This window comes from Vibrio sp., assembly GCF_984391705.1.
Genome location: NZ_CFHWOM010000001.1, coordinates 343,786 through 368,905, shown reverse-complemented (window position 1 = coordinate 368,905; position 25,120 = coordinate 343,786). Strand labels below are relative to the sequence as shown.

Annotated in this window: 26 protein-coding genes; 14 read left to right on the top strand and 12 right to left on the bottom strand. The window is 44.0% G+C overall.

The features are described from left to right. On the bottom strand, positions 1–927 hold the full coding sequence (locus AC4MRV_RS01765; protein ID WP_491185697.1) for a DMT family transporter: 927 nt from the start codon (positions 925–927) through the stop codon (positions 1–3). A gap of 90 nt (positions 928–1,017) precedes the next feature. Between AC4MRV_RS01765 and AC4MRV_RS01760 the strand changes: the two genes are divergently transcribed. The 3 genes from AC4MRV_RS01760 (at position 1,018) to AC4MRV_RS01750 (ending at position 6,070) form a co-directional block, all read left to right on the top strand. After that, entirely contained in the window at positions 1,018–1,908 is an 891-nt protein-coding gene (locus AC4MRV_RS01760) for a LysR substrate-binding domain-containing protein (protein ID WP_491185696.1), read from the top strand. Between the two features lie 161 nt (positions 1,909–2,069). Further along, positions 2,070–5,366, top strand: coding sequence for an ATP-binding protein (locus AC4MRV_RS01755; RefSeq protein WP_491185695.1), 3,297 nt, complete (start codon positions 2,070–2,072; stop codon positions 5,364–5,366). Then, positions 5,363–6,070 (top strand): response regulator, encoded by a 708-nt coding sequence (locus AC4MRV_RS01750; protein WP_491185694.1) that lies wholly within the window; start codon positions 5,363–5,365, stop codon positions 6,068–6,070. Before AC4MRV_RS01755 ends, AC4MRV_RS01750 begins: the two co-directional genes overlap by 4 nt. Before the next feature lie 44 nt (positions 6,071–6,114). Here AC4MRV_RS01750 and AC4MRV_RS01745 read toward each other — a convergent pair whose 3' ends face one another. Further along, entirely contained in the window at positions 6,115–7,329 is a 1,215-nt protein-coding gene (locus AC4MRV_RS01745; RefSeq protein WP_491185693.1) for an MFS transporter, read from the bottom strand. Positions 7,330–7,419: 90 nt separating this feature from the next. Between AC4MRV_RS01745 and AC4MRV_RS01740 the strand changes: the two genes are divergently transcribed. Continuing rightward, the gene (locus AC4MRV_RS01740) at positions 7,420–9,108 is read left to right on the top strand and encodes an ABC transporter substrate-binding protein (RefSeq protein WP_491185692.1); all 1,689 of its coding nucleotides are present in this window, start codon (positions 7,420–7,422) and stop codon (positions 9,106–9,108) included. A gap of 2 nt (positions 9,109–9,110) precedes the next feature. Here AC4MRV_RS01740 and AC4MRV_RS01735 read toward each other — a convergent pair whose 3' ends face one another. The 3 genes from AC4MRV_RS01735 to AC4MRV_RS01725 all read right to left on the bottom strand — a co-directional run bounded on the left by AC4MRV_RS01735 (position 9,111) and on the right by AC4MRV_RS01725 (position 11,178). Then, positions 9,111–9,875: a substrate-binding periplasmic protein gene (locus AC4MRV_RS01735; RefSeq protein WP_491185691.1), complete on the bottom strand. Its 765-nt coding sequence runs from the start codon at positions 9,873–9,875 to the stop codon at positions 9,111–9,113. Positions 9,876–10,147: 272 nt separating this feature from the next. Beyond that, positions 10,148–10,636 (bottom strand): hypothetical protein, encoded by a 489-nt coding sequence (locus AC4MRV_RS01730; protein ID WP_491185690.1) that lies wholly within the window; start codon positions 10,634–10,636, stop codon positions 10,148–10,150. A 29-nt stretch (positions 10,637–10,665) separates the two neighbouring features. Then, the gene (locus AC4MRV_RS01725) at positions 10,666–11,178 is read right to left on the bottom strand and encodes a nicotinate-nicotinamide nucleotide adenylyltransferase (protein WP_491185689.1); all 513 of its coding nucleotides are present in this window, start codon (positions 11,176–11,178) and stop codon (positions 10,666–10,668) included. Positions 11,179–11,348: 170 nt separating this feature from the next. On the opposite strand from AC4MRV_RS01725, the gene nadE reads away from it, so the two are divergent. Together nadE and AC4MRV_RS01715 are read left to right on the top strand one after the other, a co-directional pair. After that, positions 11,349–12,176, top strand: a complete 828-nt coding sequence (nadE, locus tag AC4MRV_RS01720) for an NAD(+) synthase (RefSeq protein WP_491185688.1) — start codon at positions 11,349–11,351, stop codon at positions 12,174–12,176. A 255-nt stretch (positions 12,177–12,431) separates the two neighbouring features. After that, positions 12,432–12,980: an MSHA operon transcriptional regulator gene (locus tag AC4MRV_RS01715; RefSeq protein ID WP_491185687.1), complete on the top strand. Its 549-nt coding sequence runs from the start codon at positions 12,432–12,434 to the stop codon at positions 12,978–12,980. Between the two features lie 27 nt (positions 12,981–13,007). Here the strand turns inward: AC4MRV_RS01715 and AC4MRV_RS01710 are convergent, their stop codons facing one another. The 3 genes from AC4MRV_RS01710 to AC4MRV_RS01700 all read right to left on the bottom strand — a co-directional run bounded on the left by AC4MRV_RS01710 (position 13,008) and on the right by AC4MRV_RS01700 (position 15,235). Next, positions 13,008–13,787, bottom strand: a complete 780-nt coding sequence (locus tag AC4MRV_RS01710; RefSeq protein ID WP_491185686.1) for a substrate-binding periplasmic protein — start codon at positions 13,785–13,787, stop codon at positions 13,008–13,010. Positions 13,788–13,897: 110 nt separating this feature from the next. Further along, positions 13,898–14,191, bottom strand: coding sequence for a hypothetical protein (locus AC4MRV_RS01705; protein WP_491185685.1), 294 nt, complete (start codon positions 14,189–14,191; stop codon positions 13,898–13,900). Positions 14,192–14,305: 114 nt separating this feature from the next. Further along, positions 14,306–15,235: a carbamate kinase gene (locus AC4MRV_RS01700; protein WP_491185684.1), complete on the bottom strand. Its 930-nt coding sequence runs from the start codon at positions 15,233–15,235 to the stop codon at positions 14,306–14,308. 351 nt (positions 15,236–15,586) lie between these two features. Between AC4MRV_RS01700 and AC4MRV_RS01695 the strand changes: the two genes are divergently transcribed. Continuing rightward, positions 15,587–16,138 (top strand): DUF924 family protein, encoded by a 552-nt coding sequence (locus AC4MRV_RS01695; protein ID WP_491185683.1) that lies wholly within the window; start codon positions 15,587–15,589, stop codon positions 16,136–16,138. 34 nt (positions 16,139–16,172) lie between these two features. After that, on the top strand, positions 16,173–17,150 hold the full coding sequence (locus AC4MRV_RS01690) for a D-2-hydroxyacid dehydrogenase family protein (RefSeq protein WP_491185682.1): 978 nt from the start codon (positions 16,173–16,175) through the stop codon (positions 17,148–17,150). Between the two features lie 12 nt (positions 17,151–17,162). Here the strand turns inward: AC4MRV_RS01690 and AC4MRV_RS01685 are convergent, their stop codons facing one another. From AC4MRV_RS01685 to hutW, 4 genes are all read right to left on the bottom strand, one after another. Beyond that, positions 17,163–17,684 carry an ATP:cob(I)alamin adenosyltransferase gene (locus AC4MRV_RS01685; protein ID WP_491185681.1) on the bottom strand — a complete coding sequence of 174 codons (522 nt, stop codon included), beginning with the start codon at positions 17,682–17,684 and terminating at the stop codon, positions 17,163–17,165. Between the two features lie 80 nt (positions 17,685–17,764). Continuing rightward, complete coding sequence (gene hutZ, locus AC4MRV_RS01680; protein WP_491185680.1) at positions 17,765–18,295, bottom strand: heme utilization protein HutZ; 531 nt, start codon at positions 18,293–18,295, stop codon at positions 17,765–17,767. Between the two features lie 73 nt (positions 18,296–18,368). After that, positions 18,369–18,872, bottom strand: a complete 504-nt coding sequence (gene hutX, locus AC4MRV_RS01675) for a heme utilization cystosolic carrier protein HutX (protein WP_491185679.1) — start codon at positions 18,870–18,872, stop codon at positions 18,369–18,371. 9 nt (positions 18,873–18,881) lie between these two features. Beyond that, positions 18,882–20,255 carry a heme anaerobic degradation radical SAM methyltransferase ChuW/HutW gene (gene hutW / locus AC4MRV_RS01670; RefSeq protein WP_491185678.1) on the bottom strand — a complete coding sequence of 458 codons (1,374 nt, stop codon included), beginning with the start codon at positions 20,253–20,255 and terminating at the stop codon, positions 18,882–18,884. A 168-nt stretch (positions 20,256–20,423) separates the two neighbouring features. On the opposite strand from hutW, the gene AC4MRV_RS01665 reads away from it, so the two are divergent. The 6 genes from AC4MRV_RS01665 to AC4MRV_RS01640 are packed head-to-tail and all read left to right on the top strand — an operon-like array spanning position 20,424 to position 25,027. Next, a complete protein-coding gene (locus AC4MRV_RS01665; RefSeq protein ID WP_491185677.1) occupies positions 20,424–21,230 on the top strand; it encodes an energy transducer TonB in 807 nt (268 codons plus the stop codon). A 2-nt stretch (positions 21,231–21,232) separates the two neighbouring features. Continuing rightward, the gene (locus AC4MRV_RS01660) at positions 21,233–21,937 is read left to right on the top strand and encodes a MotA/TolQ/ExbB proton channel family protein (protein WP_491185676.1); all 705 of its coding nucleotides are present in this window, start codon (positions 21,233–21,235) and stop codon (positions 21,935–21,937) included. Then, a complete protein-coding gene (locus AC4MRV_RS01655) occupies positions 21,934–22,350 on the top strand; it encodes an ExbD/TolR family protein (RefSeq protein WP_491185675.1) in 417 nt (138 codons plus the stop codon). Before AC4MRV_RS01660 ends, AC4MRV_RS01655 begins: the two co-directional genes overlap by 4 nt. Before the next feature lie 8 nt (positions 22,351–22,358). Next, positions 22,359–23,195: a heme/hemin ABC transporter substrate-binding protein gene (locus AC4MRV_RS01650; protein ID WP_491185674.1), complete on the top strand. Its 837-nt coding sequence runs from the start codon at positions 22,359–22,361 to the stop codon at positions 23,193–23,195. Positions 23,196–23,207: 12 nt separating this feature from the next. Next, the gene (locus tag AC4MRV_RS01645) at positions 23,208–24,245 is read left to right on the top strand and encodes a FecCD family ABC transporter permease (protein ID WP_491185673.1); all 1,038 of its coding nucleotides are present in this window, start codon (positions 23,208–23,210) and stop codon (positions 24,243–24,245) included. Then, on the top strand, positions 24,245–25,027 hold the full coding sequence (locus AC4MRV_RS01640) for a heme ABC transporter ATP-binding protein (RefSeq protein ID WP_491185672.1): 783 nt from the start codon (positions 24,245–24,247) through the stop codon (positions 25,025–25,027). The genes AC4MRV_RS01645 and AC4MRV_RS01640 overlap by 1 nt, the downstream gene beginning before the upstream one ends. Positions 25,028–25,120 lie beyond the last annotated feature (93 nt).

Below are 25,120 nucleotides of genomic sequence, written 5' to 3'. Positions count from 1 at the left end.
TTATTGGACTTGCTGTTTAACTCGAATCCTTTCCATCGCTTTCAGCCATTTAGGTAAAAATGCGCACACCACATTGGCCAAAATAATCAAAGCTAAACCCAATAGCTCCCTCCCTTGATAGCTTTCGTTAAAAAATAGGAACTGCCAAAGCGCGGTAAACAGCAAATTTGTATAGATTAATGGCGCTAACTGAGAGTTTGATTCAGCCAACTTATACGCTTTTGAACGAAATACTTGAGTATTAATGATCAGCCCCGCTAACCCAACTAATGCAGCAATTAGAATCAATGGGCTCATCTCATCCATCGCTATCCATTGAGTGTGTTGCAGCGCACTGATTGAAATAAATGGCAATATAACAATGGAGGCAAATAGAAATGTCCAAAAGTTAATCTCAAATGCATTGAGATCCGTTTTACTTGCTCTATACAACGCCAGTTGAGACCCAGCATTAAAGCCCCCCGCGGCTAAGCCAATGAGTAACTCTAATCGGAGCTCAAAACCCGAGACGTCCCCAGCCAACAGCAAAACGCCAGTAAACGTCATCACGCCCCCTAAAATATTTAGCCAACTCACGCGCACTGAAAATATTAACTTTTCTAACAGAGGGATGAACATGGGACCAGTGCTAAATAGCACTACACTCTCGACCAAGGATAAATGCTGAAGCGAGTAAATAAAACAGATCTGACACAAGCCAATACACAAAGCTCGCAACCAAAGTGGCTTCATCAGTCGGCGTTCAGGGATGCGGATTTTAGGCAACAAAACAAAGATAAGAATCAAGCTCATTGGCAAGAAAAACCTAAGTAAGCTCAATAAACTTGGCTCCAAATATTGACTGAGATATTTGGAAAAAAGCCCAGTTAGTGACAAACTGAACGTGGACGATAACATGAATAATATTGGGTACAACTGATTCGGCATAACTCCTCCCGTGTTGGCGCTAAGTCTAGGTCGATCACGGAATAAATAAAAACGAGTATTTGTTACACAACTAGTAAGAAAAACTAACAGATGAAAAAATACGCCCCCCTAAAATCTCTTTACTCTTTTATTGCTGTTGCAGAAACAGGCGGTATGACAGATGCTGCTAAAGTACTCAATGTCAGTCACTCAGCAGTGAGCCAAGCGATCAAGTCGCTCGAAACTCAACTTGGCCAGCCGCTGTTTCAACGTGTAGGTAGGAATGTGGTATTAAATGCCAGTGGGCGAAAATACTATAAGCAAATCGCCCCAGCCCTAGAGCAAATCGTCAACGCGACACAAGAGATGATTGGCGAGCAACAGAGCCATCGCTTAACACTAAATATGGTTAACTCGCTTGCCATGCATTGGTGGATACCAAGAGTAAGCCGGCTCAATGACGTTGCCCCTCAACTCGACATCCGTATTTCAACGTTGACGGGAAGCTTTGCTATGGAGTACGAAGGGGTCGATGTCGCGATCATTCATGGCAAAACGGATGAATGGCAAGACTACTATTGCGAATTGTTGGCGCAAGATGAGCTTGTGATGGTAGCAAGTCCTGATTTGCTCGAAAAAGCAACCACACCTCAAGCTCTTTTAGCCCATTACCCAGCGATTATTGCGGCCAATGAAAGACGAAAATATGATTGGCAAGTTTGGTGTGAACAGCACCAATTACCTATTCCTGACAGCAGTTACAACCTTAGTTTTAATGCATCCGTTCAAGCGGTCCAAGCTACCGTTCGTCGCCTTGGTGTTTTTGTCACACACAGGCAATTCATTCGTGATGAGGTCGAACATGGGTCACTGGTTGAAGTCGGTGAACCGGTATTGAATCCGCACCAAGATTTTTACTTTGCCAGCTCGCCAGACAAACTAAAAAATGAACATGTACTAACACTAAGAAATTGGCTGCGCGAAGAGTTCTCTATATCGTAAGTAGATTAAAGGTTGGCTTCATTAAAATGGAGCACCAATCTTACTCTCCTTGAGTTCAACGGAGTATTCTACTCAGCGATAAAAATAACAACGTCCTTACAGAAACTCTCTATAATTATGCATACAGTTTAATAAAAACAAATCAACGGTATGGGTAGGTTATGAGAAAGCTGATATCGGCATTGTTACCCGACAAGAAAGGGAGCGCTAAGCATTCGGCGGCGGTAAATCTAAAAACAAGTATCCTGGATTTACTCTCTGAAGGGCTTATCATTTTTGATGGTCAAAAAGATTCTCATACGATCTTCTACGCTAACCCCGCTTTCGTTAACTACTACCAAGTAACTCTTAATGACCTAATCGGAGTCCGAGTAACCGATTTCTTCAAACAATTTGCGGAAAGTGATTCTTACAGCCAATTGCTTAACATTGTCGATAAGCCACCCCCATCTCCAATTGAAATGAGTATAGACATCAACGGCGAGTCTAAATGGCTCAGCCTCGCTGTTGAAGTTATGACTCAACAAGACAGCTCTAGTCGCTACTTAGTACTTCGACAAACTGATGTAACGAAAATCCATCAAGTTAGTGAACAGCTCAAGAACTCAAACGAACAGCTCTCTCAGTTGGTATCTTCACAAAATCGCCGACTGGAGCAACATGACAATCAAATAGGGGTATTGTTTGAGCAGTCATTGGATAACATGCTTTTACTCGATCACGACCTAACCTTACTGGATATAAATGATGTCGCGTTGAATCTATTTGGTCTTCAGAAACCACAACTCATTGGTACCCACATCAGCTCTTTACTTCACGACCTCGACAGCAACTTGATTGAAGATGCATTGACAGCCGCTGACATGCACCGAGAGGTGCCGCTTGATATGTTAATTAAGGTTAACAATCACTCAGGGTTGCACTCTTTATCCGGATCAGTTCGCTATATCACTATGCGAGGCCGAAACAAAATCATTGTTACTTTGCGGGATTTACACTCTCAACATTTAGTACAAAAGGAGTTAAGAAGAAGCCAAAATGAGCTCGAAAGCGTACTTCGTAAACTCAATCTAGCAACTCAAGCAGGTGGTATTGGCATTTGGAGCTGGGACTTCACGACTAATGAGCTGTCATGGGACGAGAGAATGTACGAAATGTACGGAGTCGACCCGCAAAACTGTGAAAACAACTACATGATGTGGCAAAACCGAGTACTAGATGAAGACATCTACCCTGCAGAAAAAGCACTCACAGAAGCACGAGAACAGCTCAGTCAGTTCAATTCTGAGTTCCGCATCGAGTTACCCAATGGCCAAATACGATGGATAAAAGCCGCGGCCGACGTTCTATTCGATGAAAGTGGAGAGATCCCAATAGGGATGGGCGGAGTCAATATAGACATCACCAAAGAGAAAAACGCACAAGAGAGTTTCCGTCATGAAAGTGAAATAGCACTCGCTGCCAGCGAAGCAAAATCGATGTTCCTTGCGAACATGAGTCATGAGATTCGTACGCCCATGAACGGTGTGGTGGGGATGTTAAGTTTATTAAGCGAAACTGAGCTGAACAATGAACAGAAAAATATGGTCTCAACCATCAAAGATTCAGCCCTTACTCTGCTGCATATCATCAACGACATTCTCGATTTTTCTAAGATTGAAGCGGGCCAAATGTCGCTTGAAAGCGTTCCTGTGGAGCTACAAAAACTCATTGAGAGAACACTGGATGTATTGTGCCTTCAAGCCAATAACAAAGGAATCGAGTTATACCTCACTTATGACGCAGACTTACCTAAAGTTATCATGAGCGATAGCGTCCGTTTAAGCCAAGTATTACTCAATATCATTGGTAATGCAGTTAAGTTTACTGACAGTACCGATGAGCTCAAAGGCAAGGTTTGGGTCTCTGCGACGTTAAATATGCATGATATAGCGCCGTTTATCGAGATCATCGTAGAGGACAATGGCATCGGAATGACTGAAGAGCAAATGAAGCGATTATTCAGTGCCTTCACTCAAGCTGATACAAGTACAACACGACTTTATGGTGGTACAGGATTAGGCCTATCTATTACCAACTCCCTTCTTGAGCTCATGGGAGGAACAATTCGGGTAGAGAGTCACTATGGTGCAGGGAGCCGATTTTATATCGAGCTACCTTTTATTGCGGCAGAGGACAATCCGCATGACCCCGTACCAAGCTATATAAACGGCTCGCGGTTGTTATTCGTAACCGGAGACGACAACATCGCAACTTTCTGTGATATCAACTTATCGCACTACCAAAGCAAGAGTCGTTTAGTGCCCACAATGCAAAAAGCACTATCGGTTTTGGAATACGCATCAAGAGCAAAAGTCGCTCTCGACGCTGTGATTATAGGGCCAGATCTCTTTCACTTTTTTAATGAGCACCCGATTTCTAAATTTAACTCTCCGTTACTAGACCAACAAAAGTTCATTTATTTAACCCGCGAGCCTAGTGCGGAACTTGGTTTGGTTCGAGACAACAGTTACGTCATGGCTTGCAGCCCATTAAAACCAAGTGAGCTATTTAAAGCAATCGGCGTTATTCGCGGGAAACTAAGCTGTGGTTACAAAGAGTCTGTCGCAGACCCATCGCTCGAAAACAGATCTAAGCAAAAAGAACAAGGCCTTATACTTGTCGTCGATGACCAACCTACGAACCGAGACGTCATTGGACGCCAACTCGATTATCTGGGCTATGATTGCGAGATCGCAATACACGGACAAGAAGCTCTACAAAAATGGAAGGAAGGCAGTTTTGATTTAATCCTAACGGACTGCCATATGCCGGTCATGGATGGTTATGAGTTGTCCAAACAAGTTAGAGCATTCGAAAGGCAAAATAAGAGCCTTGGCCACATTCCGATTATAGCTATCACGGCCAATGCTTTAGTAGAGGCTTCCGAGCAGTGTATTGCGGCTGGTATGGACGACTACCTAACTAAACCCGTAGAACTTAAGACTTTGTCAGACACCATCAAGAAGTGGATGCTGATTTCACCTATACCCACAACTAAACAAAATAATACCGCCAACCTTCCTGTACCAAAACCAACTGAGATCGCTGAACAGCCGGAGCCAATTTCTATTGAAGCTCTGGGACAAATCCTAGGTACGACAGATAAAGGTATCCTTGCTCCCCTTCTGGCAGGCTACTGGGATTCTGTACAAGAAGACATCGCCCTAATCATTACGGCTCACAAAGACCAACGAGCTAAGTCGTTACAACAAGTGGCTCATGCGGCAAAAGGGGCAGCTCGTTCCGCTGGTGCAGAGACACTTGCCCAACATTTTGAGTCGTTACAAAACACGGCTTTAGATGAGAATTGGGAACAATTAAGAAACACAATCAACGAAAGTCGCAAGGAAATCGAGCGTTTAGCTAGCTACCTTGTACATCACTCATATATCGACAATACGGAAGTGACATTATGAGTCAATTTGATCCAACCAACTTTACTATTCTTGTGGTAGAAGATCATAAGTTCTCGCGACAAGCCCTTATTAGCATGCTAGTAAGGAGTGGATACGAGAATCTATTGTCCGCTAAAGATGGCGAAGAAGCGATAATGAAGTGTGATCAAAACAAAATCGATTTAATCATAACTGACATTAACATGCCCAAAGTTAACGGTATCGAGCTTATCAAAGCTGTTCGTATGAACCAAACTAACAGCTCACATCACACCAATATCATTGCCGTAACCACACTGTCCGATACAAATACAATTTCCGCATGTATGACTTTGGAAGTTGACGCATTTCTGGTGAAACCGATCTCGATTAAGTGTGCACAAGAAAAAATACAGGCAGCGGTCAGTGAACTCAAACACCTCTATCAGCAGCATCTATATGAAACCGTGGACACTCAAATTAGTCTGTCTTCTCAGCATGAACCAGACCAAAACGAAGCTAAAATTCGCCAAATCCAAAGCCAAGTGCACGAGTTGTCTGCTTTGTCAGAATTAAGAGCGGGTATGACTCTAGTGCATGATATCAAAGCTCACAATGGAGGGTGCTTGATTAAAGCTGGAACACAATTGAACAAAAAACTTATCAAACGCTTATTCGAATTAAGCTCTATTATCGATATCGACACTATTTATGTACGAGTCGATCAAAAACAAATAGCCGTATAACCCCTTAAGCCACACTCAGAGTGAAACTAAAGGGATTATTTGAACTACTTTATCTCGCGAACTTTGGTAACTACTAAAACCAAAGCGACCATTAATTGCAGCGTGAAACAAAAGACAAATAAAGGCTCGACACCTACTGCAGCGGTAATGTAGCCAGAGCCCGCGAGGCCAATAGGCATGAGTAGTTTAAAAAGTGAACCCGTTAGGCCAGTTACGCGCCCAAGGCAACTCTCGTCAAACGCTTCTTGGCGATAACTCCAAATACAAATGCTGCTATACAAACCAATCGCTGATATCCAAAAAAACGATATCGCTAAGCTTACAACTCCCGGAACGACTAAAGGGAAAACAAAGCCCACGGCTTCGAAGGCAATAGAAACAATCAACAGCCACCCCAGCCCCCATTTTTTTCGCACTTTATCTGCGCTAAACGAGCCGACTAAGCCACCAATACCAGAGGCTGCAATCAAGTAACTGACTTCAACCGCATTGAGAGCGAGTTCTGCTTTGGCGTAGTAAATCGCCTGAATCCAAAACATTGCTCCTGTCATGTTGATCACCATAACGGCTAACGTGATGATCCACATATTTCGCTCAGCTCTAAGAATTTGCCAACCTTCTTTGATTGCTGAAAATACACCCTTTTGACTTATGTTCACCGAGGGTTGATATTGCAACTTATCTAGTTGCCAATAAGCGATCAGCAACATAATTCCAACGCCAATGAATACATTATGAATCGCAGACATCAACATCAAAACGCCAGATAAAACAGGTCCAACCGTTTCCATAAAGCTACTCAGCGAACTCATTCTTGCAATCGCAGTATTTTGTGTCTCTTTTGGTAAAACACTTTTCATCATCGACATTCGGGCATTATGGTAGCCATAGTTACATGCCATCATAAAAAATGCTGAAGGGAACAGCACCCAAAGAGGATTGTCCATCAATTCCACTGCGGTATAGGAGATAAGAACCATAACCGCCTGGCCGCATAACATCACTTGGGACCAACGTTTTTTGTCTACTCGGTCAACCCATACCCCAATAAACAGTGCTAACAGCAAGTTAGGTAAAAATTCTACCGCTCGCATCCAACCCATGACTTCAGAAGACTCAGTCAATTCATACACTAACAATGGCATAGCCAGATTATAAATTTGCGCACTGAAGGCAACAAACAAAGTGCTAGAGAATAGAATTTGAAACGGCCGATTCCGCCAAATTGATCTCTGATGCGTCGCAGTTAACGTATCCATATACATTTCCTTTCTTGTCCACCGGATTACGCTATTATCGACACTAAAAGATGAAGAAAAATAGAAATACCAAAATAGGATTTCACCTTTATGCGCTATTGGAAGGCGCTGGCTTTTTGTCAGCAAAACTTATCCTGTGATGCTTGGAAAGCAGTCTCTTTAGATCAATTTAGCCACGCCCTCGGATGTACTCGGCGAAATTCGCAACTACTCATTAAGCGATTAATAAAAGAAGACATTATCGAGTGGAAGCCAGGAATCGGCCGAGGTAACTTACCGACTTCACGGCGATTAAAGGATGTTAACCAACGGCTCACCCGTCAAGCCGAACACCTAGTGAAACAAGGGCAGGTAGAGAGCGCCTTAAGCCTTATCGACTCATCAAAACGTAATCAGTTTCTGAGCGATTACCTAGAGCAATATCAAACCTCGCAGAAAAAAGCCCATATATTGCAAATTCCTTTTTACCGAGGAACGCATGACTTAGACCCTATTGGTATTAACCGTCGCACCGAGCAGCATATCGCAGACTACCTATACGCAAACCTTCTAAAGGCCAATCCTAATGGACAAGGCTTCCAAGGAGACCTCGCTCAATCTTGGAAACTAGTCGGTAATACACTTAGTATTACTCTTCGTAAATCCCTCTATTTTCATGATGGCAGCCCTTTACATGCGGGAGACGTGAAAGCACATTTTGAACGACTCATGGCCTCTAACTCTGTATCCAAGCAGATGTTTCGCTTCATCGAGCAAGTCATCGTGAAAGATACGTACTCTATTGATTTTGTGAGTTATTCTTTGCCGAACCTAATGCCAAAACTGCTGACAAAAGGAGCTATGGGGATTTGTAAACAAGTTGACGACAAAATCTATGGTAGTGGTTCATTTATTCTCACCGAACAAACGCCTTGGATCACGCGCCTTAAAGCAAATCCTCGCTATCACGGATACCGCCCCTGGATAGATGGCATCGAAATTTGGAATATAGGCGATAAAGCGAAAGAGTTTGAACCCAATAGTGATGTGGTTCATGGCAGTCATTTAAAGCAAAATCGCGAAGGTTTTACTCATTACCACCAATGGGAGCAAGGCTGCGTACACAGCATGTTGAACCCATATCGACATCCATGGATGAACAAACGTTCTCATCGCCACTGGTTACAACGAGTTCTTTGTTCAATGCCTTCCCCACAAGATAGTGACTGCGAAGAAATTACACAGGCTAGTGGAATGATATCGTCCCCCAAGTCATTACGGTTTAAAGAAGCTCAAACGAAGCTCTACGATGTCCAAACAAAACCATCACCCCCTTTAATCGTGATGACTTATCAGCTTGCCACCCACATAGCAGTCAGCCAACAAGTGGTAACCACACTTAAAAATCGAGGAATACCGTGTGAATTTAAAATCTTGCCATACCCTGACTTCAACCAAGAAGAGACGCTGACTAACGCAGATATCATCATCACCGGAGAAGTATTCAGTGAAGATATTGAAATGGCATGGTTAGGCTGGTTCTTATCAACGAACTCGAACGAAGCATGCCTAAATGACAAAGATAAAGCTAAGCGCGATCAGCAAATCATCGACATTATGTCGCGCTCTACGTCACGTGGCAGATTGAGAGGTTTTGAAACACTCGAGAAAAACTGGATAAAAAAGGGAATCTATCAGCCGCTGTATCACGTTAAGCAAGATCTCAACATCTCAGACAAGATCAGTGCTCCCGAACTACTCGCTAACGGCTGGATCGACTTTAACCAGATAACGATGTAGTTCTACTTTGATTGGTTTCGGTAAGTTGCCATCACCGGGCTGTTGGGAGAGTATTCTGCGATTAGCTGCTCTCTCATTCCCGAATCTCTTAGCCGCTGAAAGCTAGTGCGCAGTGCGGCCACAACTTCCGGTGACGTTTTCTTGCCTGTCACTAACCAAAGCTCCTTACACAGTTGACGCACTTTCATCACTTCGACAAAGTTATTGGGGTTAAAGCCATACTGTTCCATTCGATACTGGTAACTCGCGGTTACTAGGGGCGCAAAATCGACTCTGTCAGCCCTTAATAAACGAATCACATCTTTCCCCTGCCCTACAGGAATTTTGTTATTCATGCCGAGTCTACTCAGCAGCTCTTCAAACGAACTGGCAGTCTGAACACCAAAACGGAAATCACGCAGTTCATCCATGTCGAGTGGACGAATATCAGGTCCATCTTTATAACGATATAACGCGACTTCATAAGGAGACACTTCACCTATCCACTGATAATCATCTTCTCGTTCTTCTGTACGCGAAATTGAAAAAAATAGGTTATTTTCGTAGCGCTGAGTCATACGTATAGCACGCTTCCACGGCGTAAAATGAACGTTGGCAACTTCCATCGGTAAGGATTTAGCGGCTTCTTCTACAATCTCATGAACAAACTTGATGACATAACCTTCAGGTTTTTCATTCACTTTGACTTGGAGAGGTGGAAATTCTTGAGTATACAAGTCCAGTTGAATCGGCTTAGCTTGCACCGGTAGCGACAACCCAAAAGCCATAAAAAAGCCACCAAAAAGAAGATGTATAAAACGAGCAAGCAAAATAGACTTCCAGTGCAATTTATAAGATTGTTATCATTGGCACGCGACTATAAATGAGCTAAATGAATATTCCAATTATCAATAGGTCTAACCATTCATCTGGTCACATCAAAATTTTGGAATTTAAGTTGGGATCACTATATAAGCGACTAATTAGGTTGAATAAAACCAAACACCCTGTGAAGTTTGAAGAGTAGACTATATTTAGCTACTCAACTGGCCATACTGTACTAAAACGGTAACTCGATCTGCATCATTACATCACCGTCATATCGATCGTGCCAACGATAGTCGAGTCTCATTCGAGGCTCTCCGGACGATTTGCTACCAAAGCCTAGGCTCAATTGAAGACCATGGCTCATTATCCACTCTTCCGTGTCCATCGAATGTAGACGATTCTCAAGCTCTGACGGGACCCAAACGCCCACCCCAACATAATTAGAAGCGAGACTTTGCGTCAAAATAGGATTGGTCTCGCTCTGCAACACCCAATCTTCCCAATAGCTGGTATAGTCAGGTTTCTTCTCATCGCTGACAAAATCATACAGTTGGTCGATTTTATTGGCAGTGTACTCAATCCCTTCAAGAAGTGAGAAGCAGACACCGCTGGGAGAATGGAAAAGTACCGACTCTTGAGGCGCGTTTGTTTGGTACATCTCACACGCAAACGTGGATGCAGAAAATACACTCAGCAAAGACATCAGTCGCAAACTTCTCATTCACACCTCAAATATATCGTACAACACCCTTAATAGTACGCTTTTTCGGCCAATTTTTGCCACACTTTATTCGTGGTCAATGACGAAATATCGTCACCTTTCTTAAGCCCCGCTCGAATATCCGTACTTCTCACCTTCACCTTTTCAGGGCAAGCCATTACTGTCCAGCGGCTAAGTATTTCATCGGCCTTATAAAACTTAGCAAAACTAAGTAGGTTGTCTGGCCCCATAACAAACGTTAACTCGCAATTTTCATACCGTTCTTCTAAGGCCTGCAAAACCGCGAAAGTCGTCACACTTTCTCCAGGAAGGTATAAGTGCTCTTCAATGTCCGAGCGTTCCACATTATCCATATTTAAGTCTTGAATAAATGCATCGACTAATTCGCAGCGTACAGAGTAATCAAGCATTTCCTTACCCCAAGCATGAGCAATACTAGGTAGTAACAACACTTTATCAAAGTGAGCAAGTGACTCAATCACACTTTTATGACCAAGGCTTGGTGGGTTAAAGGCGCTACCAAAAACTGCAATTTTGCTCATTTTTTCCCTTATTTTATGCCGAAAACTGTGATCACAGTTTTCTATTAGTTGGATTTAGGTATCATGTAACTCTGTCATCTTAAGAGATTACTTTATCAGAAAGGTCATCTCTTAAGGTGACTCAGTATCATGACAAATTTTAACTTTATTGCTTGCAGGAAGGAAACAGAATGGAACAGTTGATTCGCGACGAGATGCGCGTACTGCCATCGATTGACCCTCACTTCGAAATTACCCGTCGTGTCGACTTTATCAAACGCAAATTGCAGGAAGCAGGATGCAAAGCACTTGTTCTTGGCATCAGTGGCGGCGTCGACTCGACTACTTGCGGTCGTTTGGCTCAGCTTGCTGTAGATCAGTTGAATGAAGAAACGACTGGAGGCTACCAGTTTATCGCGGTTCGTCTACCTTATGGTGAGCAGAAAGATGAAGACGAAGCACAACTTGCTTTAGGCTTTATCCAGCCAACACACTCAGTGTCTGTTAATATCAAATCAGGTGTTGACGGTATCCATGCCGCAACAAACACTGCACTTGAAGGTACTGGTTTGGTTCCAGAAGATGCTGCTAAAATCGATTTTGTAAAAGGTAATGTAAAAGCCCGTGCCCGCATGGTTGCACAATACGAAATCGCTGGCTACGTCGGTGGCCTAGTATTAGGAACAGACCATTCAGCAGAGAACATCACTGGCTTCTACACCAAGTTTGGTGACGGTGCATGCGATTTAGCGCCGCTTTTCGGCCTAAGTAAACGTCAAGTTCGCGAAGTTGCCGCCACGCTAGGTGCTCCAGAGTTACTGGTCAAGAAAGTACCAACAGCAGACCTTGAAGAGCTTGATCCTCAAAAAGCTGATGAAGACGCGCTAAACCTCACTTATGATCAAATTGATGACTTCCTAGAAGGTAAGCCTGTATCTGCAGAAGTAACTGAGCGATTGGTTCACATCTATAAAGTGACTCAACACAAACGCCAACCAATCCCAACTATCTACGATTAATTCATATAAAGCTCGCGGTATAACCTGCGAGCTTTTTTCTTGAGAATAGCCTCGTTCGATGCCAACGTTATACTAAGCCGTCACAATCTAACCATTTCTTGACCAATTATATCTAGCTACTTTTATTCGTTTTCTCTAAAATACGCTTCAGGAACATCGTTCCGCATCAATTCATCCTTGTGTAAAAGAATAACCTTACTGCTATAACGCTTGACTTAGTCTTTTGGTTTTTGACAGTAATAAGTGTATTGGTATATGGATCAAGATAAGTTCACGAATATTTATCGCTTGCCAACTGCGATCCAAATTCGCATTGGAAAGTGGCAGCAAACATTTAATGGCACATCCGATTTGGTTATGCATGAAGCCATTGATGTTCGTAACAAACAGTTTAAAAAGCCTAATTACTTTCCAAGTGGTTGGTGTGTAAAACTGTTTGATAAAGACGATATTTCGGTTACCAACCACGGTAAATACATTCAAACAGCGATGCGCACAATGCTCGATCGCAAAGTATCATACAAGCGCATTTACTTATCTCGCTTACCTTTGGAAGTCGCTGAACCTGGATTGGTCGCCTTCAAACAAGAGTGGATTGCCAAGCACAACCGAGTCGCTCGCAAATATAATCAAATCAAGAAGAAGCAGTTCATCCGCATGGCTTTGGAAGAACAAGAAACGCTCTATCCTTCGCTGGAAAAGGGCGAGTTTGACAAAGTATTGTGGAACAAGCTTGTTGTCTCAGAGCTAGGTAGCCCAAAGAAGTTTGATAACCCATACTTTGTAAAAAAAGCTAAAGTGTAATCGACAAGAGCAGCAGAAGCTGCTCTTTTAGTATTTGGAGAGAATTTCTTCGTAGAGCGTTTGCCCTGATTCACCTTTGGTGGATTTTAACAAATCTAATCCGCGCTGTAGCTTTTCGATTACGGTGGAATCCGTCAGCTTATTGAACGCGAAATAGACATCACCTTCACGGACCAAATAGACGGGCTGAAAAAGATCTGGATCCAATCCTGCTTGTTTAGACCACCAGTAAGCCGCACGCTGTGAATAGACGAGCAAATCGATTCTCTTCTTCATTAATTGCTCGGCAAGAACCGTAACGTAATTTGCCTCTTGCATTGAGTTCCTCGGGATTCCAAGCTCAAGGAGGCTCTGCTCACCGATGTCATCGCGGATTACGCCTATCCGATAGTTGGCCATATCCATTGGCCGCGTAATTTCAATTCCCGAGTCTTTGCGAGCCAGCACCACCACTTTAATTTCGGCGATAGGTCCGACCCATTTGAACAGGTTTTCTCTATGTTCTGAGCGAGTAGTTGAAAAAAGGACGGAGTTTTGTTCGGTTAACACCGTACGATATGAGCGAGCCCAAGGTTGTAGCGTGAGCTGTTCTAGGTCAACAGGCTCGCCCACAATCTCACTCGCAGCTAGCAAGATATCGACAGAGTAGCCAGTAATCTTATCGTCAACTAAAAAGTTGGCTGGAGGGTAAGTTTCAGTGAAAAACGATAACTCTCTTAGATCGTTTTTCTCCTGAGTTAACGCAGTTGTTGAAAAGATCAAAGCTAGCAACACCAGCAGTTGACGGCAGGCCCACACATTATCCATAACCTATTCTCCCTCAATACGCCTTTTATAAACGTAGTTCAATAGGAGCAAGTTCTAAAGAAAGTGTGAGGAATATCTCGCTTCAAACAAGCGCAGCGTTAGTGAACAACCTATGATGTCACCAATAAGCCGTTTTTTTGCATTGCGCGCCTAACACTAGAGCACATCTTGCCGAATCGTCGAATCTCATCAAATTGAGGGGTTAGTCCTCGCTCTATCGCTGATTCCCAATACGTCAATTCAGAGTCGACCATTTCAAGTAACTTTTTCGGACATCCCATGCAATTACCCTTTGATCCGCAGATAAAGGTTTCTGGTTCGTAAAGAGGTAACGTTGATTTGACCTGTTCGATGATTGAACGCATCGCTGTGATTCTGTCAGGCTTAGGAATTGTTGCACTCATGCAAAACGTCAGAGTAAAAAATAGAGAAGCGCATTATAGGTATTGGCCCCAAAAAGCCAATACCTATTGAGAGTATAAATTCAGTCAGGAATCAACTAAATCGAGTAGAGTCGCTTAGTAGTATTCAATACCTTCACCTTGAGTGATCAAAGTGCCCGCTTGTTTACTTATAACCTTGTCTAATTCAAACAAAGAACCAATCGCTGCTTCACCACGACCGGATTCAACAAACTTACATACCGCATCAACTTTTGGCCCCATTGAACCTGCAGGGAAAGAAAACTCTGCGAGCCCTTGCGGCGTTGCCACTTTCATTTCAGCTTGATCTTCTTTGCCATAGTTTCGGTAAATAGAACCATCGGTCAGAATGACAAACAGGTCTGCACCAATTTTTTCAGCCAATAGCTCAGCCGTCAGATCTTTATCAATCACGCACTCGACACCAACACTATGGCCTTCTTCAATTGCTACAGGTACGCCACCACCACCACAAGCAATAACCACATTCCCCGCACTTAATAAGGTTTCGATCTGGTCGACTTCGACAATGTCTTTCGGCATAGGAGATGGAACTACGCGACGATAGTACTCTCCGTCAGCCTTAAACTGCTTATCACTGCACGCCATCATTTCTTTAGCTTTCGCTTCGCTGTAGACCGGACCAACAAATTTGGTGGGATTTGAGAATGCAGGATCTTGCTTGCTGACTTGAGTTTGCGTCAACAAGGTCGCAATGTTGAGCTTATTATCGCAGTTACGCAATTCTTGCTGCAGCATATACCCAACCATACCGCAAGTTTGAGAGCCTAACACATCCATTGGGTAAGGCGTCGTTTGTGGGGAATATTCTTGATAGGCTGCATTCTGCTCCATCAACAAACCCACTTGCGGACCGTTGCCATGCACAATGACCACTTGATGCTCTCCAGCTATATCAGAAATATTCTTTGCTGCTTTTTGGATGTTTTCTCTTTGATTCTCAGCGGTCAAAGCTTGACCTCTAGCAAGTAATGCATTGCCACCTAATGCTAATACGATACGCATAAACCTACCCTCCAGAGTCGGCAAAAATGTAAAATAGAAATATGTATTTATTGTTCGAGTGAGAGGTTAAATAAATATTGAACTGTAATTCGTGACAACCATCTATTTAATAGGCGATGAATAATACCGGATAATAATCCAGATAAATCCACAATGAATATAGTTTCGTTTTTTAATTCAAAACTGCCTTAATTATTTATTAAATAGTCTTGAGCATTGAATAGATAGCTGGAAAATTTTCCTTAGACTCAGCAGTTTTTTGTTTCGGTTCTTAAACTCCATCACATTATGGTTTATTGTTGTCAGTGCTCAGAGATAAATATCCAGCATTTATTCAGTATGGGAGACAATATGGACAATGTAATCACACCTGAAGACGTTCTAAAGTTCTGGTTTGAGGAACTTGAACCCAAAGATTGGTTTGTGAGCGATAGTGATATCGACAATCTTATCAAAACACGCTTTCAAGCAGTGCTAGAAAGTGCATCAAAATCAGAACTTTATTCATGGAGAACCACAAGTAAAGGAAGACTCGCAGAAATCATTGTTCTCGATCAGTTTTCCAGAAATGTCTATCGAGGCACCCCTAACGCTTTCACCCAAGACGCTTTAGCATTAGCCCTTGCGCAAGAAGCAATTGCACAACAGTGTGACCAAACCTTATCGACCATTGAGAAATCCTTTTTATACATGCCATTTATGCATAGTGAATCAAAGATTATTCATGAAAGAGCCGTGGAACTATTCAATCAATCAGGCTTAGAGAATAATTATGACTTTGAAATAAAGCACAAAGTTATCATCGATAGGTTTGGTCGGTATCCACATAGAAATGCCATTTTAGGGCGAAAAAGTTCCGAAGAAGAAATAGAGTTCCTAAGTCAGCCAAACTCAAGTTTTTAATCGAATAACGTCAGTTGAATATAAGGAAGTACCATTGAAAATAGCGATTTTAGATGACTACCAAGACCAAGTGCGACACTTAAGTTGTTTTGATGCTGTCAGCGGCCACGACGTTACGGTATTTAACGACACCATAAGTGACTTAAACAAATTGGCGACTAGACTAAAGCCGTTTGAAGCGATCGTCTTAATCCGAGAACGTACAGAGATCTCTAGTGATCTGTTAGCCCAACTGCCAAATCTTAAGTTGATAAGTCAAACTGGTAAGGTCAGTAACCACATAAGCTTGGACGATTGCACTGCGCACAATGTCGCCGTAGCGGAAGGTGTTGGCTCTCCGATTGCTCCTTCAGAACTTGCATGGGCTTTAATCATGGCGGCGTCTCGCCACTTACCTAGCTACATACAAAACTTGCAGCAAGGAAGTTGGCAGCAATCAGGATCACTTGGATTAGGTTCTACCTTGCATGGGCGAACACTCGGTATCTGGGGGTTTGGTAAAATAGGCCAGCGTTTATCAGCCTTTGCCGAAGTTTTCGGAATGAAGGTCATGGTTTGGGGCAGTGAAAATTCAAGATCTAAAGCAGTGCAAGCTGGCCATCAAGCGGCAACAAGCAAACAAGAATTCTTTAGCCACTGTGACATCATCTCACTCAACCTGCGCCTAAATGAAGCGACTCGCTATATCGTCACAAAGCAAGATCTCGATAGAATGAAAGACGGCTCACTACTGGTCAATATCAGTCGCGCAGAGCTCATCGAACCCCATGCGCTCTATCAAACCTTAGTAGAGAACCCTGCCAAGTTCGCTGCGGTCGATGTATTCGAACAAGAGCCAGCAGACAAGCAAAACCAGCCGCTACTCAATTTAAACAACGTTGTCGCAACACCGCACCTTGGATACGTTGAAAAAAACAGCTATGAGTTGTACTTTAAATGGGCACTAGAAAACGTCGCTAAATTTGCAGAGGGTCAGCCGGAAAACATCGCCAACCCACAAGCTCTGCGCTAAGCACAACACGCCCTAGTAGCTTCGACTTACAAACTCCACTTCCTGTACCCGCTGCACTCGGTTGGTATAGGAAGCGAGTGCATACATCACGTTTGCAATCAAATTAGCGTAACGAAATAGAATTGGATCTGGCGTTCGCTTACCTGAGTGCTGCACAGCAACCAGTGCTCGCACAACTTTTTTCGCTTGGGTTCGACAAAGATGAAGCTCTGATGCCACGCGATGACCACCAGGTAAAACAAACCCCTTAAAACCACCATCTAGTTTATCTCTGAGGCAATTATAATCTTGATACAGCTCTTGCAGCTGACTTTCCTCAACCGCAAGCTTGCCTCTGACAGACCCATTTAAGTGATATACATTGGGCTGAAGACGACAAAGTATGTCACGACTCAGCTCGTCAAGCTCTAAGCTTAAAACGAGTCCGATACGACTACATAGCTCATCACTCGCAATTTCAAAATCACATACTGGACTCTCTTCATAGATAAAGGGATAACAGATTTCTCCGTGGTCTTTACTTACAGGCTTCAACGTATTCTCCTTAGATCAAAAAAGGGGCATCAAGCCCCTTCTGTACAGATTCTAACACAGCCTAAAACTGTGCAAGAAATCTAAGCGTTAGACACCTTTTTATGGCCTTCTTGCAGATGCACGAAATCGACTAAATCATCGCCAGAGACTTGGTAAGCCTGACCGAACCCTTTAACGAATAAACCTTTTTCTGGTTTCATATTGAACAGCACGAAATCTTGTAGCTGACTCAAGCCATCAATGATCTCACCAAAGCGCTCTTTCATCTGCTCGATCACAACTTGCCACTGCTCTGATTCGCGATCAACCACACTTGCCGCAGCATCAAAAGTTAGACGCTTACGGGCAAAGAGCTGCTTTGAGCTCTCCTCATCTTCAATCATCATGATAGAAACATTTGGATTCGCTTGAAGATTACGTGCATGGCGTGCAATTTCTGAAATAAGCACAAAGTAACCGTCCTGGTTTTGAACAAAAGGCGCATAACTTACATTTGGACGACCTTCTTCATCAACAGTCGCTAGCTGCAGCGTACGACGCTCTTGACGAAACTCTTGAATTTCTGGCCCCAAACGACCTTGCAGACGCTCTTGCTTTACTTGTTGATCCATTGTTGACTCCTGACTTTCTTTATCACTGGCAACGCGTTGAGACACATCACCAGCAGTTCTAATACTATTATGGTTATTTCTTAAATTCTTGTTGCCACTGCTTGAACTGTTCTACTTGCTCAGTAATCAGTTCACGCTTTTCATTTCGACCTAAGTAGATCTTAAAAATATTGCCACCTTCTTCGCTGAAGAAACCAAAGTAGTGACTTTCGCGGCCCATAAATGGTTTACTGACTAGGGCAATGTTTTTTACGTTATCTAGCTTTAAGTGTCCGTGCAGTTCACCCTCGCGCCCCATTAGGTTGTAGTAACCTCGCGCAACTTTTCCTTTAGGAAATGGCGCTTTTACTTCAAAAATTGAGCCAAATGAATGAACGATCGTGGTCACTGGTCCGAAGCCAACTAACTGCTCTAAAATAGCCTGAGCTTGCTCACCCGGCACTAGCGCTACCATCTCTTCTGGCAGCGCTGAAACTGCTTCAAACTCTGAGATATCAAGGCGCTCAGCAATTGCTGCTGGCAGTAAGGTAGGTTCTTGCTCAATCAATTGTGCGACTTGCTGTTGTAATGTTTCCATATTTTCCACTTATAACGATACTGCTGTTTCTAAAGCAGTCTGTTGTCGATAGGTTTGTTGTAATACTTGAATAGTCGACTGCGCTAACGAGACTGCCCAAAAACGGCCTGCGAGTGTCAGAACGAGATAGTTTTCATCAACAGTGACTAAACCACGCTGTTGCCACAACTCAAATAAGGGCATTAAAAACTCGAAGCTTGCTTGGCCACTGAAAGTCGGAAGCTTCTCTCGACTCACAAAACCATGATCAAACCCAGACTTTAACGCAGCGAATAACGGCTCTAACGCATGTTGCTTAGTCATCATCGCGACCGTTGAGTCACCCGACTTAATGGCATTCATATAACTTTCAAGCGTGCGATGGTTCATCATTCCGTAACCGCCAATATTGCCGCCAGCACCACAACCGATTGGTAATACTTCTGCATAGGTTTTGGCTAAGCTGTTGTATTGACTACGCTCACGATTGTCTCTCGCCCAGTGATTTACACTCAAACGATTCAGGTGGTGCCTGTCCATAAATTGACTACCAATTTCGTACATAGTCGCTTTATCTACCGTTGACGCTGGCGCAGGTATTTTTCCCTTTTCCACAAGGTTAATCATAGGAGCCCCACCGCCGACTACCAGTTGGTAGAGATCTAACCCGTGGGCTCCTGTCGCCATAAAATCAATCAAATCCTGCTCAAACACCTCGGCAGTTTGATATGGCAGTCCATAAAGCAAATCGACAATGATTGGCGCTTCACCTGTTGCACTCAAAGATGCGACTCGTTCCATCACGTCTTCACGATCATCCAATCGCTTCGCGCTACGACGAACCTGTGTGTTAAAACTCTGAATACCAAAAGAAAAGCGGTTGAAACCACCATCTAATGAACGTTCAAACATTTCGTCGCTAAACCGGTTGATGCGGCCTTCAAGCGTGATTTCGCAGTCCGTCGCCAGTGGGAAAGAGCTGCGAATTGCATTTCCTAACCGCTCGACTTGTTCAGCCGAAAGATCTGTTGGCGTGCCTCCACCAATGTAAACCGCATGGAATAATCCTGTCTGGGTCCATGGTTGAGCGGACTTTTGCGCTATTTCGATCATTAATGCTTCAAAATAATCATCGACAAGCTTTCTGCTTGCCGCATTTTGAAAGAAGTTACAAAAGGTACAGCGGACGCGACAAAAAGGGATATGAATATACAGGCACCGTTTGTCGCTTTTCTGACCTTGCTGATTGTACAAACGCTCTAGTATTTCAATCTTTTGCTCTGGCGGAATTGGAGATGCCATTCCCCCAGCATGTGGCGACAATTTTTTCGGGAACGCGTAACGAAGAGGATCAGGGGAATCAGCCCCCAAAATAGATTCATCAAATTTATAAATATCTAGCATCTTATTACTCTCTCAACGCTTGTCGTCCCTAGCTTCGCGTCAATAATCAAAAAATCTGTCAGCATCTTAAAATGACGCAAATGATAATGCAATTGATAATTGATCTTATTTGTATTGTGAGTAATAATCCTCTTCCATTTTTAGTAATTAACCCTTTGTGAGGACAACGTGAATCTGAAGCGATATTCAATTGCAGGAGGCGTATCTTTAGCAATACATGCCGCTTTCCTCTTTGTCGCCCATGAACCCAAGTCCCATGCAGCGCCATCTGGTGCAGACACACCTACGGTTTCGATAAAGTTTGCCCCAATGCCTAGCAAAAAAGTGGAACAGGCTACTGAAGCGCAAGAGCCTGTGCCACAAGAGACACCAGCTTTAGAACAAGAAGTAGTGCCACCGACACCTGAGCCTGTTGTGCCGCCGACTGTCAAGAAGGAAGTAAAAAAGGCACCGGCTAAAACGCCCAAAAAAGTAGTGAAACAAGAAAAACCTAAACCGGTTAAGAAAAAACCAGAGGTAAAAAAGGTCGAAAAGAAAAAATCAGTACCTGCTGAGAAACAGACATCAAAACCGAAAAAGCCCACCACTAAACCTGTGGTTGAAGACAAAGTGGTAAAAAAAGTCGAGCCCAACAAGCAAGAGAGTGAAGAGGTCAAAAGCGAGCCTGCCGCTCGTGCGGGGGCAGTCAACACTCCAGTCTTGGTTGAACGCCCCTCATTTCTGACTAAGCCACGTCAACCAAAGTACCCGAGAATCGCTCAGAAACGGGGGATTGAAGGGGTAGTCGAGTATGAAGTTTGGTTGGATGAAAACGGCAAACAAGTTAAGCAAGTTCTGATTACGTCGTCTGGCGCCAAAATGCTCGATAAATCGGCACTTGATGCAATTAAAAAGTGGAAATTTTCCCCACACTCGGTAAACGGAAAAAATGTCGCGCACCGAGTCAAAATCCCAGTACGTTTTAAGTTGGATTAACCATGGAACAATTACAAGATATACAACAGCAACTCGGCTTGATGGCATGGCCACTTATTGTTTGCTCTGCGCTGACCGTCATGATTATTACCGAACGACTATTCCAAGTTGTCATCAGTTTAGGGGTGGGGAAACGCGCAATTCGCACAGAGCTGAAAAACATCTCTCCTACGAACAGTCACCAAATTGAAGAGCTAGCAGAGAAGCTCTCTCCAAAGCGTCCCTTGCTGTACAAAGGCGTTGCTATGTTACTGGCACATCATTCGTTCCCAAAAGCACTGCGTGAAGATGCGGCGGGTATGTGGCTCCAGGAAAAGCGTCATCAGCTCAATTCGGGGCTACGTCTACTCACTCTGATTGGCGTCATAAGCCCGCTCATTGGTTTATTAGGTACCGTATTGGGCTTGATCGAAATGTTTAAAGGCGTTGCCGCTTCTACGGGCAACATTACTCCGAATGACCTAGCAGACGGATTAGGACTCGCAATGCGCACAACGGCAGCGGGCTTATTGATTGCACTTCCTGCAATTGCAGGTGCCCAGCTACTTGGATTATGGGCGGATAAAGTCATGGCTAAGCTCGAGCACACTCTAAACTATGTCAACTTATGGTTAGAAGGAATCAGCTTGCAGCATGTCTCCCCTGAGCGTTCACTACCGAGCAACGCTAAGAATTCAGACTCGCAGCCGCTTGAGGCTCAAGCATGATCAAAATCAAACAGGACGAAAATCGATTCGGCCTTACCCCAGATTTAACGCCTCTGCTCGACATTATCTTCATTGTTATGGTGTTTCTAATGTTGACGGCTGCGGTAAAACTGGATTCATTGGAAGTTGATCTGCCAACCACAGATTCACAAGCCGTTTCTGAAGTCGACACGAAATCATTGACCGTCAATATCCTTGCCGAGGAGCCTTATTGGGCGATTGATAGTAAAGAGTACATTGACTGGGAAAACTTCAAGCTTGCTTTGCTGGAACAACACAAATCAGACAAAAAGCCTATTGTCATAGGCGCAGAAAAAACAGCAGATGTGCAGCACCTCGTTAAACTGCTGGCTTTCCTACAAGAGAATGGGATCCAGGCTACGCAATTACTTACCGAACAACCGGGAAAATAGAGTTCATGATGAAAAATACTATGATCAAAACCGTAGCCACATTGGCGCTTATTTTTAGCACAAGCTACACACATGCAAGCGAGCGCATCATTAGTGCTGGCAGTGCTGTCACCGAACTCATTTTCGCACTCGACCAACAAGATAAATTGGTCGCTGTCGATGTAACCAGTGAGCTTCCTAAAGAGCTCGGCTTACCAAAAATTGGCTATCATCGCCGACTATCTGCAGAGGGTCTACTGGCCCTTGGTGCAAACCGACTAATTGGCTCAGATGAAATGGGGCCAGAAACGACGCTATCCCAACTTAAATCAGCAGGCGTGAAAGTGGATATCGTGAATACAAAGCCAACTCCTGAAGGTTTGCTTGAACGTATCGATGAAATTGCAGAAATCACGGGAGCAGAGCAGCAAGCTGAAAACCTGAAGGTGACGGTTAATAAGCAGATTGCCGCTTTAGCGAATAATCAAACTGATAGCGCGAAAAAAGTACTGTTTTTGCTAATACACGAAGGCCGACCAGCCAACGTAGCAGGTAAAGACACCACTCCAAATGCAATCATTGAGCTAGCGGGTGGCGTCAACCCAGCCGCGGAGCAACTGACCTCTTACAAACCTCTCTCAACAGAAGCCATGGTTCAGATGCAACCAGATGTGATTCTAGTGAGCGGACGTAGCTACGATAAAATGGGCGGCGCCGATCAAATTCTAAGCAAAATGCCCCTATTGGCAGCGACGCCAGCGGGACAAAACAAACGTATTATCAAAGTCGATGGCCATGCACTTGTTGGCGGCTTGGGTCTTAAAAGCCTTTCAGAAGCTGAACGCTTAAGTCAGCTACTTAAATAGAGCAAATCGGATATGTTGTTACGTCGTCTTCCTCTTTCCGCTAGCTTAATTCTGTTCGCGGTAGCGCTTGGTGCTACCGCCATTGGTTCTATTTCTGTAGGACCGATGAAAATTGGTTTTATCGACAGCATGGTTGGGCTCTTCTCACGTTCTAATGAGCTTGCACCACATATCAACCTAGTCATCCATGAGATTCGTTTTCCTCGAACCCTACTCTGTATGCTAGTCGGCGCAATCCTTGCGGTATGTGGTACCGTGATGCAAGGACTATTTCGCAACCCTCTTGCTGAACCAGGGATCATAGGTGTGTCTGCCGGCGCCTCATTAGGGGCCGCTCTAGCCATTGTCATGTTCGCAGAATTAGGCGCTCGATACCCGCAATTTATGGCCTTTGCCGCCGTTCCATTGTTTGCTTTTCTAGGCGGGTCGTTGACTACTCTTTTGGTCTACAAGTTAGGTACGAGTAAAATGGGGACATCAGTCACTATTATGCTGCTCGCAGGTGTGGCCATAAGTGCTCTGTCGGGGGCTGGTATTGGCTATATGAGCTTTATCGCCAATGATCAAATGCTGCGAGACCTAAGCCTATGGTCAATGGGGTCGTTAGCCGGCGCAAACTGGACTAGTATCATTCTTTGTGGCGTTACCCTAGTCTTACTGATGGCTGTATTTATGCGTAAAGCCATGGCCCTAAATGCTTTACTGCTTGGCGAGTCTGAAGCCAACCATTTAGGCATCCCTGTTCAATCTCTAAAACGACAACTTATCTTACTCACCGCTATCGGCGTTGGTGTCACTGTGAGCGTGTCAGGTATGATTGGCTTTATTGGATTAGTCATTCCCCATTTAGGACGCATGCTCGCCGGTCCAGATCACCGCACCCTACTCCCTATTTCCGCATTGATGGGCGCGTTATTGCTTACTCTGGCAGATATGTATTCGCGTGTCGCTGTCTCCCCAGCTGAGTTACCAGTAGGTATTGTGACTGCAATTATCGGCGCTCCATTCTTCATCTACCTGCTGTTCAAACAAAAAGGGAAGATCCTTTGATGAAAGATATCGTTCTCTCTGGCCGTAATATTTCAATTCGATTTGGTCAACGTACTGTACTTGATGATATCGATATTGATATTCACGCAGGTGAAGTGACCGCACTTCTCGGTCCCAATGGGGCAGGGAAAAGTACCTTACTTAAGCTACTGTGTGGTGAAATTCCATCTTCAAATCACATCGAATATTTTGGGACACCGAAAAGCGACTGGAAGCCTGCCCAGCTAGCTAAACATCTCGGCATGCTCCCCCAGCACAGTACGTTGAGCTTTCCTTTTTTGGCGCATGAAGTCGTCGAGCTTGGAGCGATTCCTTTGAATCTTCCAAATCAACAAACCCAAGCTCTTGCAAAAACGTATATGGCAATGACCGATGTGACACACTTGTCCGATCGGCTTTACCCTTCACTTTCTGGAGGAGAAAAACAACGTTTGCATTTAGCGCGAGTGTTAGTTCAACTCGATCAGGCGAAGGGAAAAAAAATATTGATGTTAGATGAACCCACATCGGCATTAGATCTCGCCCATCAGCACAATACGCTTAAGATAGCTCGTCAACTCGCTGATGAAGAGAATACGGCAGTCGTTGTCGTTCTGCATGATCTCAACTTGGCCGCCCAATACTCAGATCGAATGGTGCTATTGCATGATGGTAAGTTAGTCACTGACGCAACACCATGGAAAGCGCTCCAGCCAGACATCATAGAGCAAGTCTATGGTTATCAATCCTTGGTAGCGAAACACCCCGTGCTAGACTTTCCTGTCGTTTACCCTGCACATTAAGTAGCGCACTCGTTTAGGTGGCTTTATGAGCCACCTTCTGGACGAGGTCCAACGCTTGTCTATACTCAAAGATAAGTCGAAATAAGGCGTCGT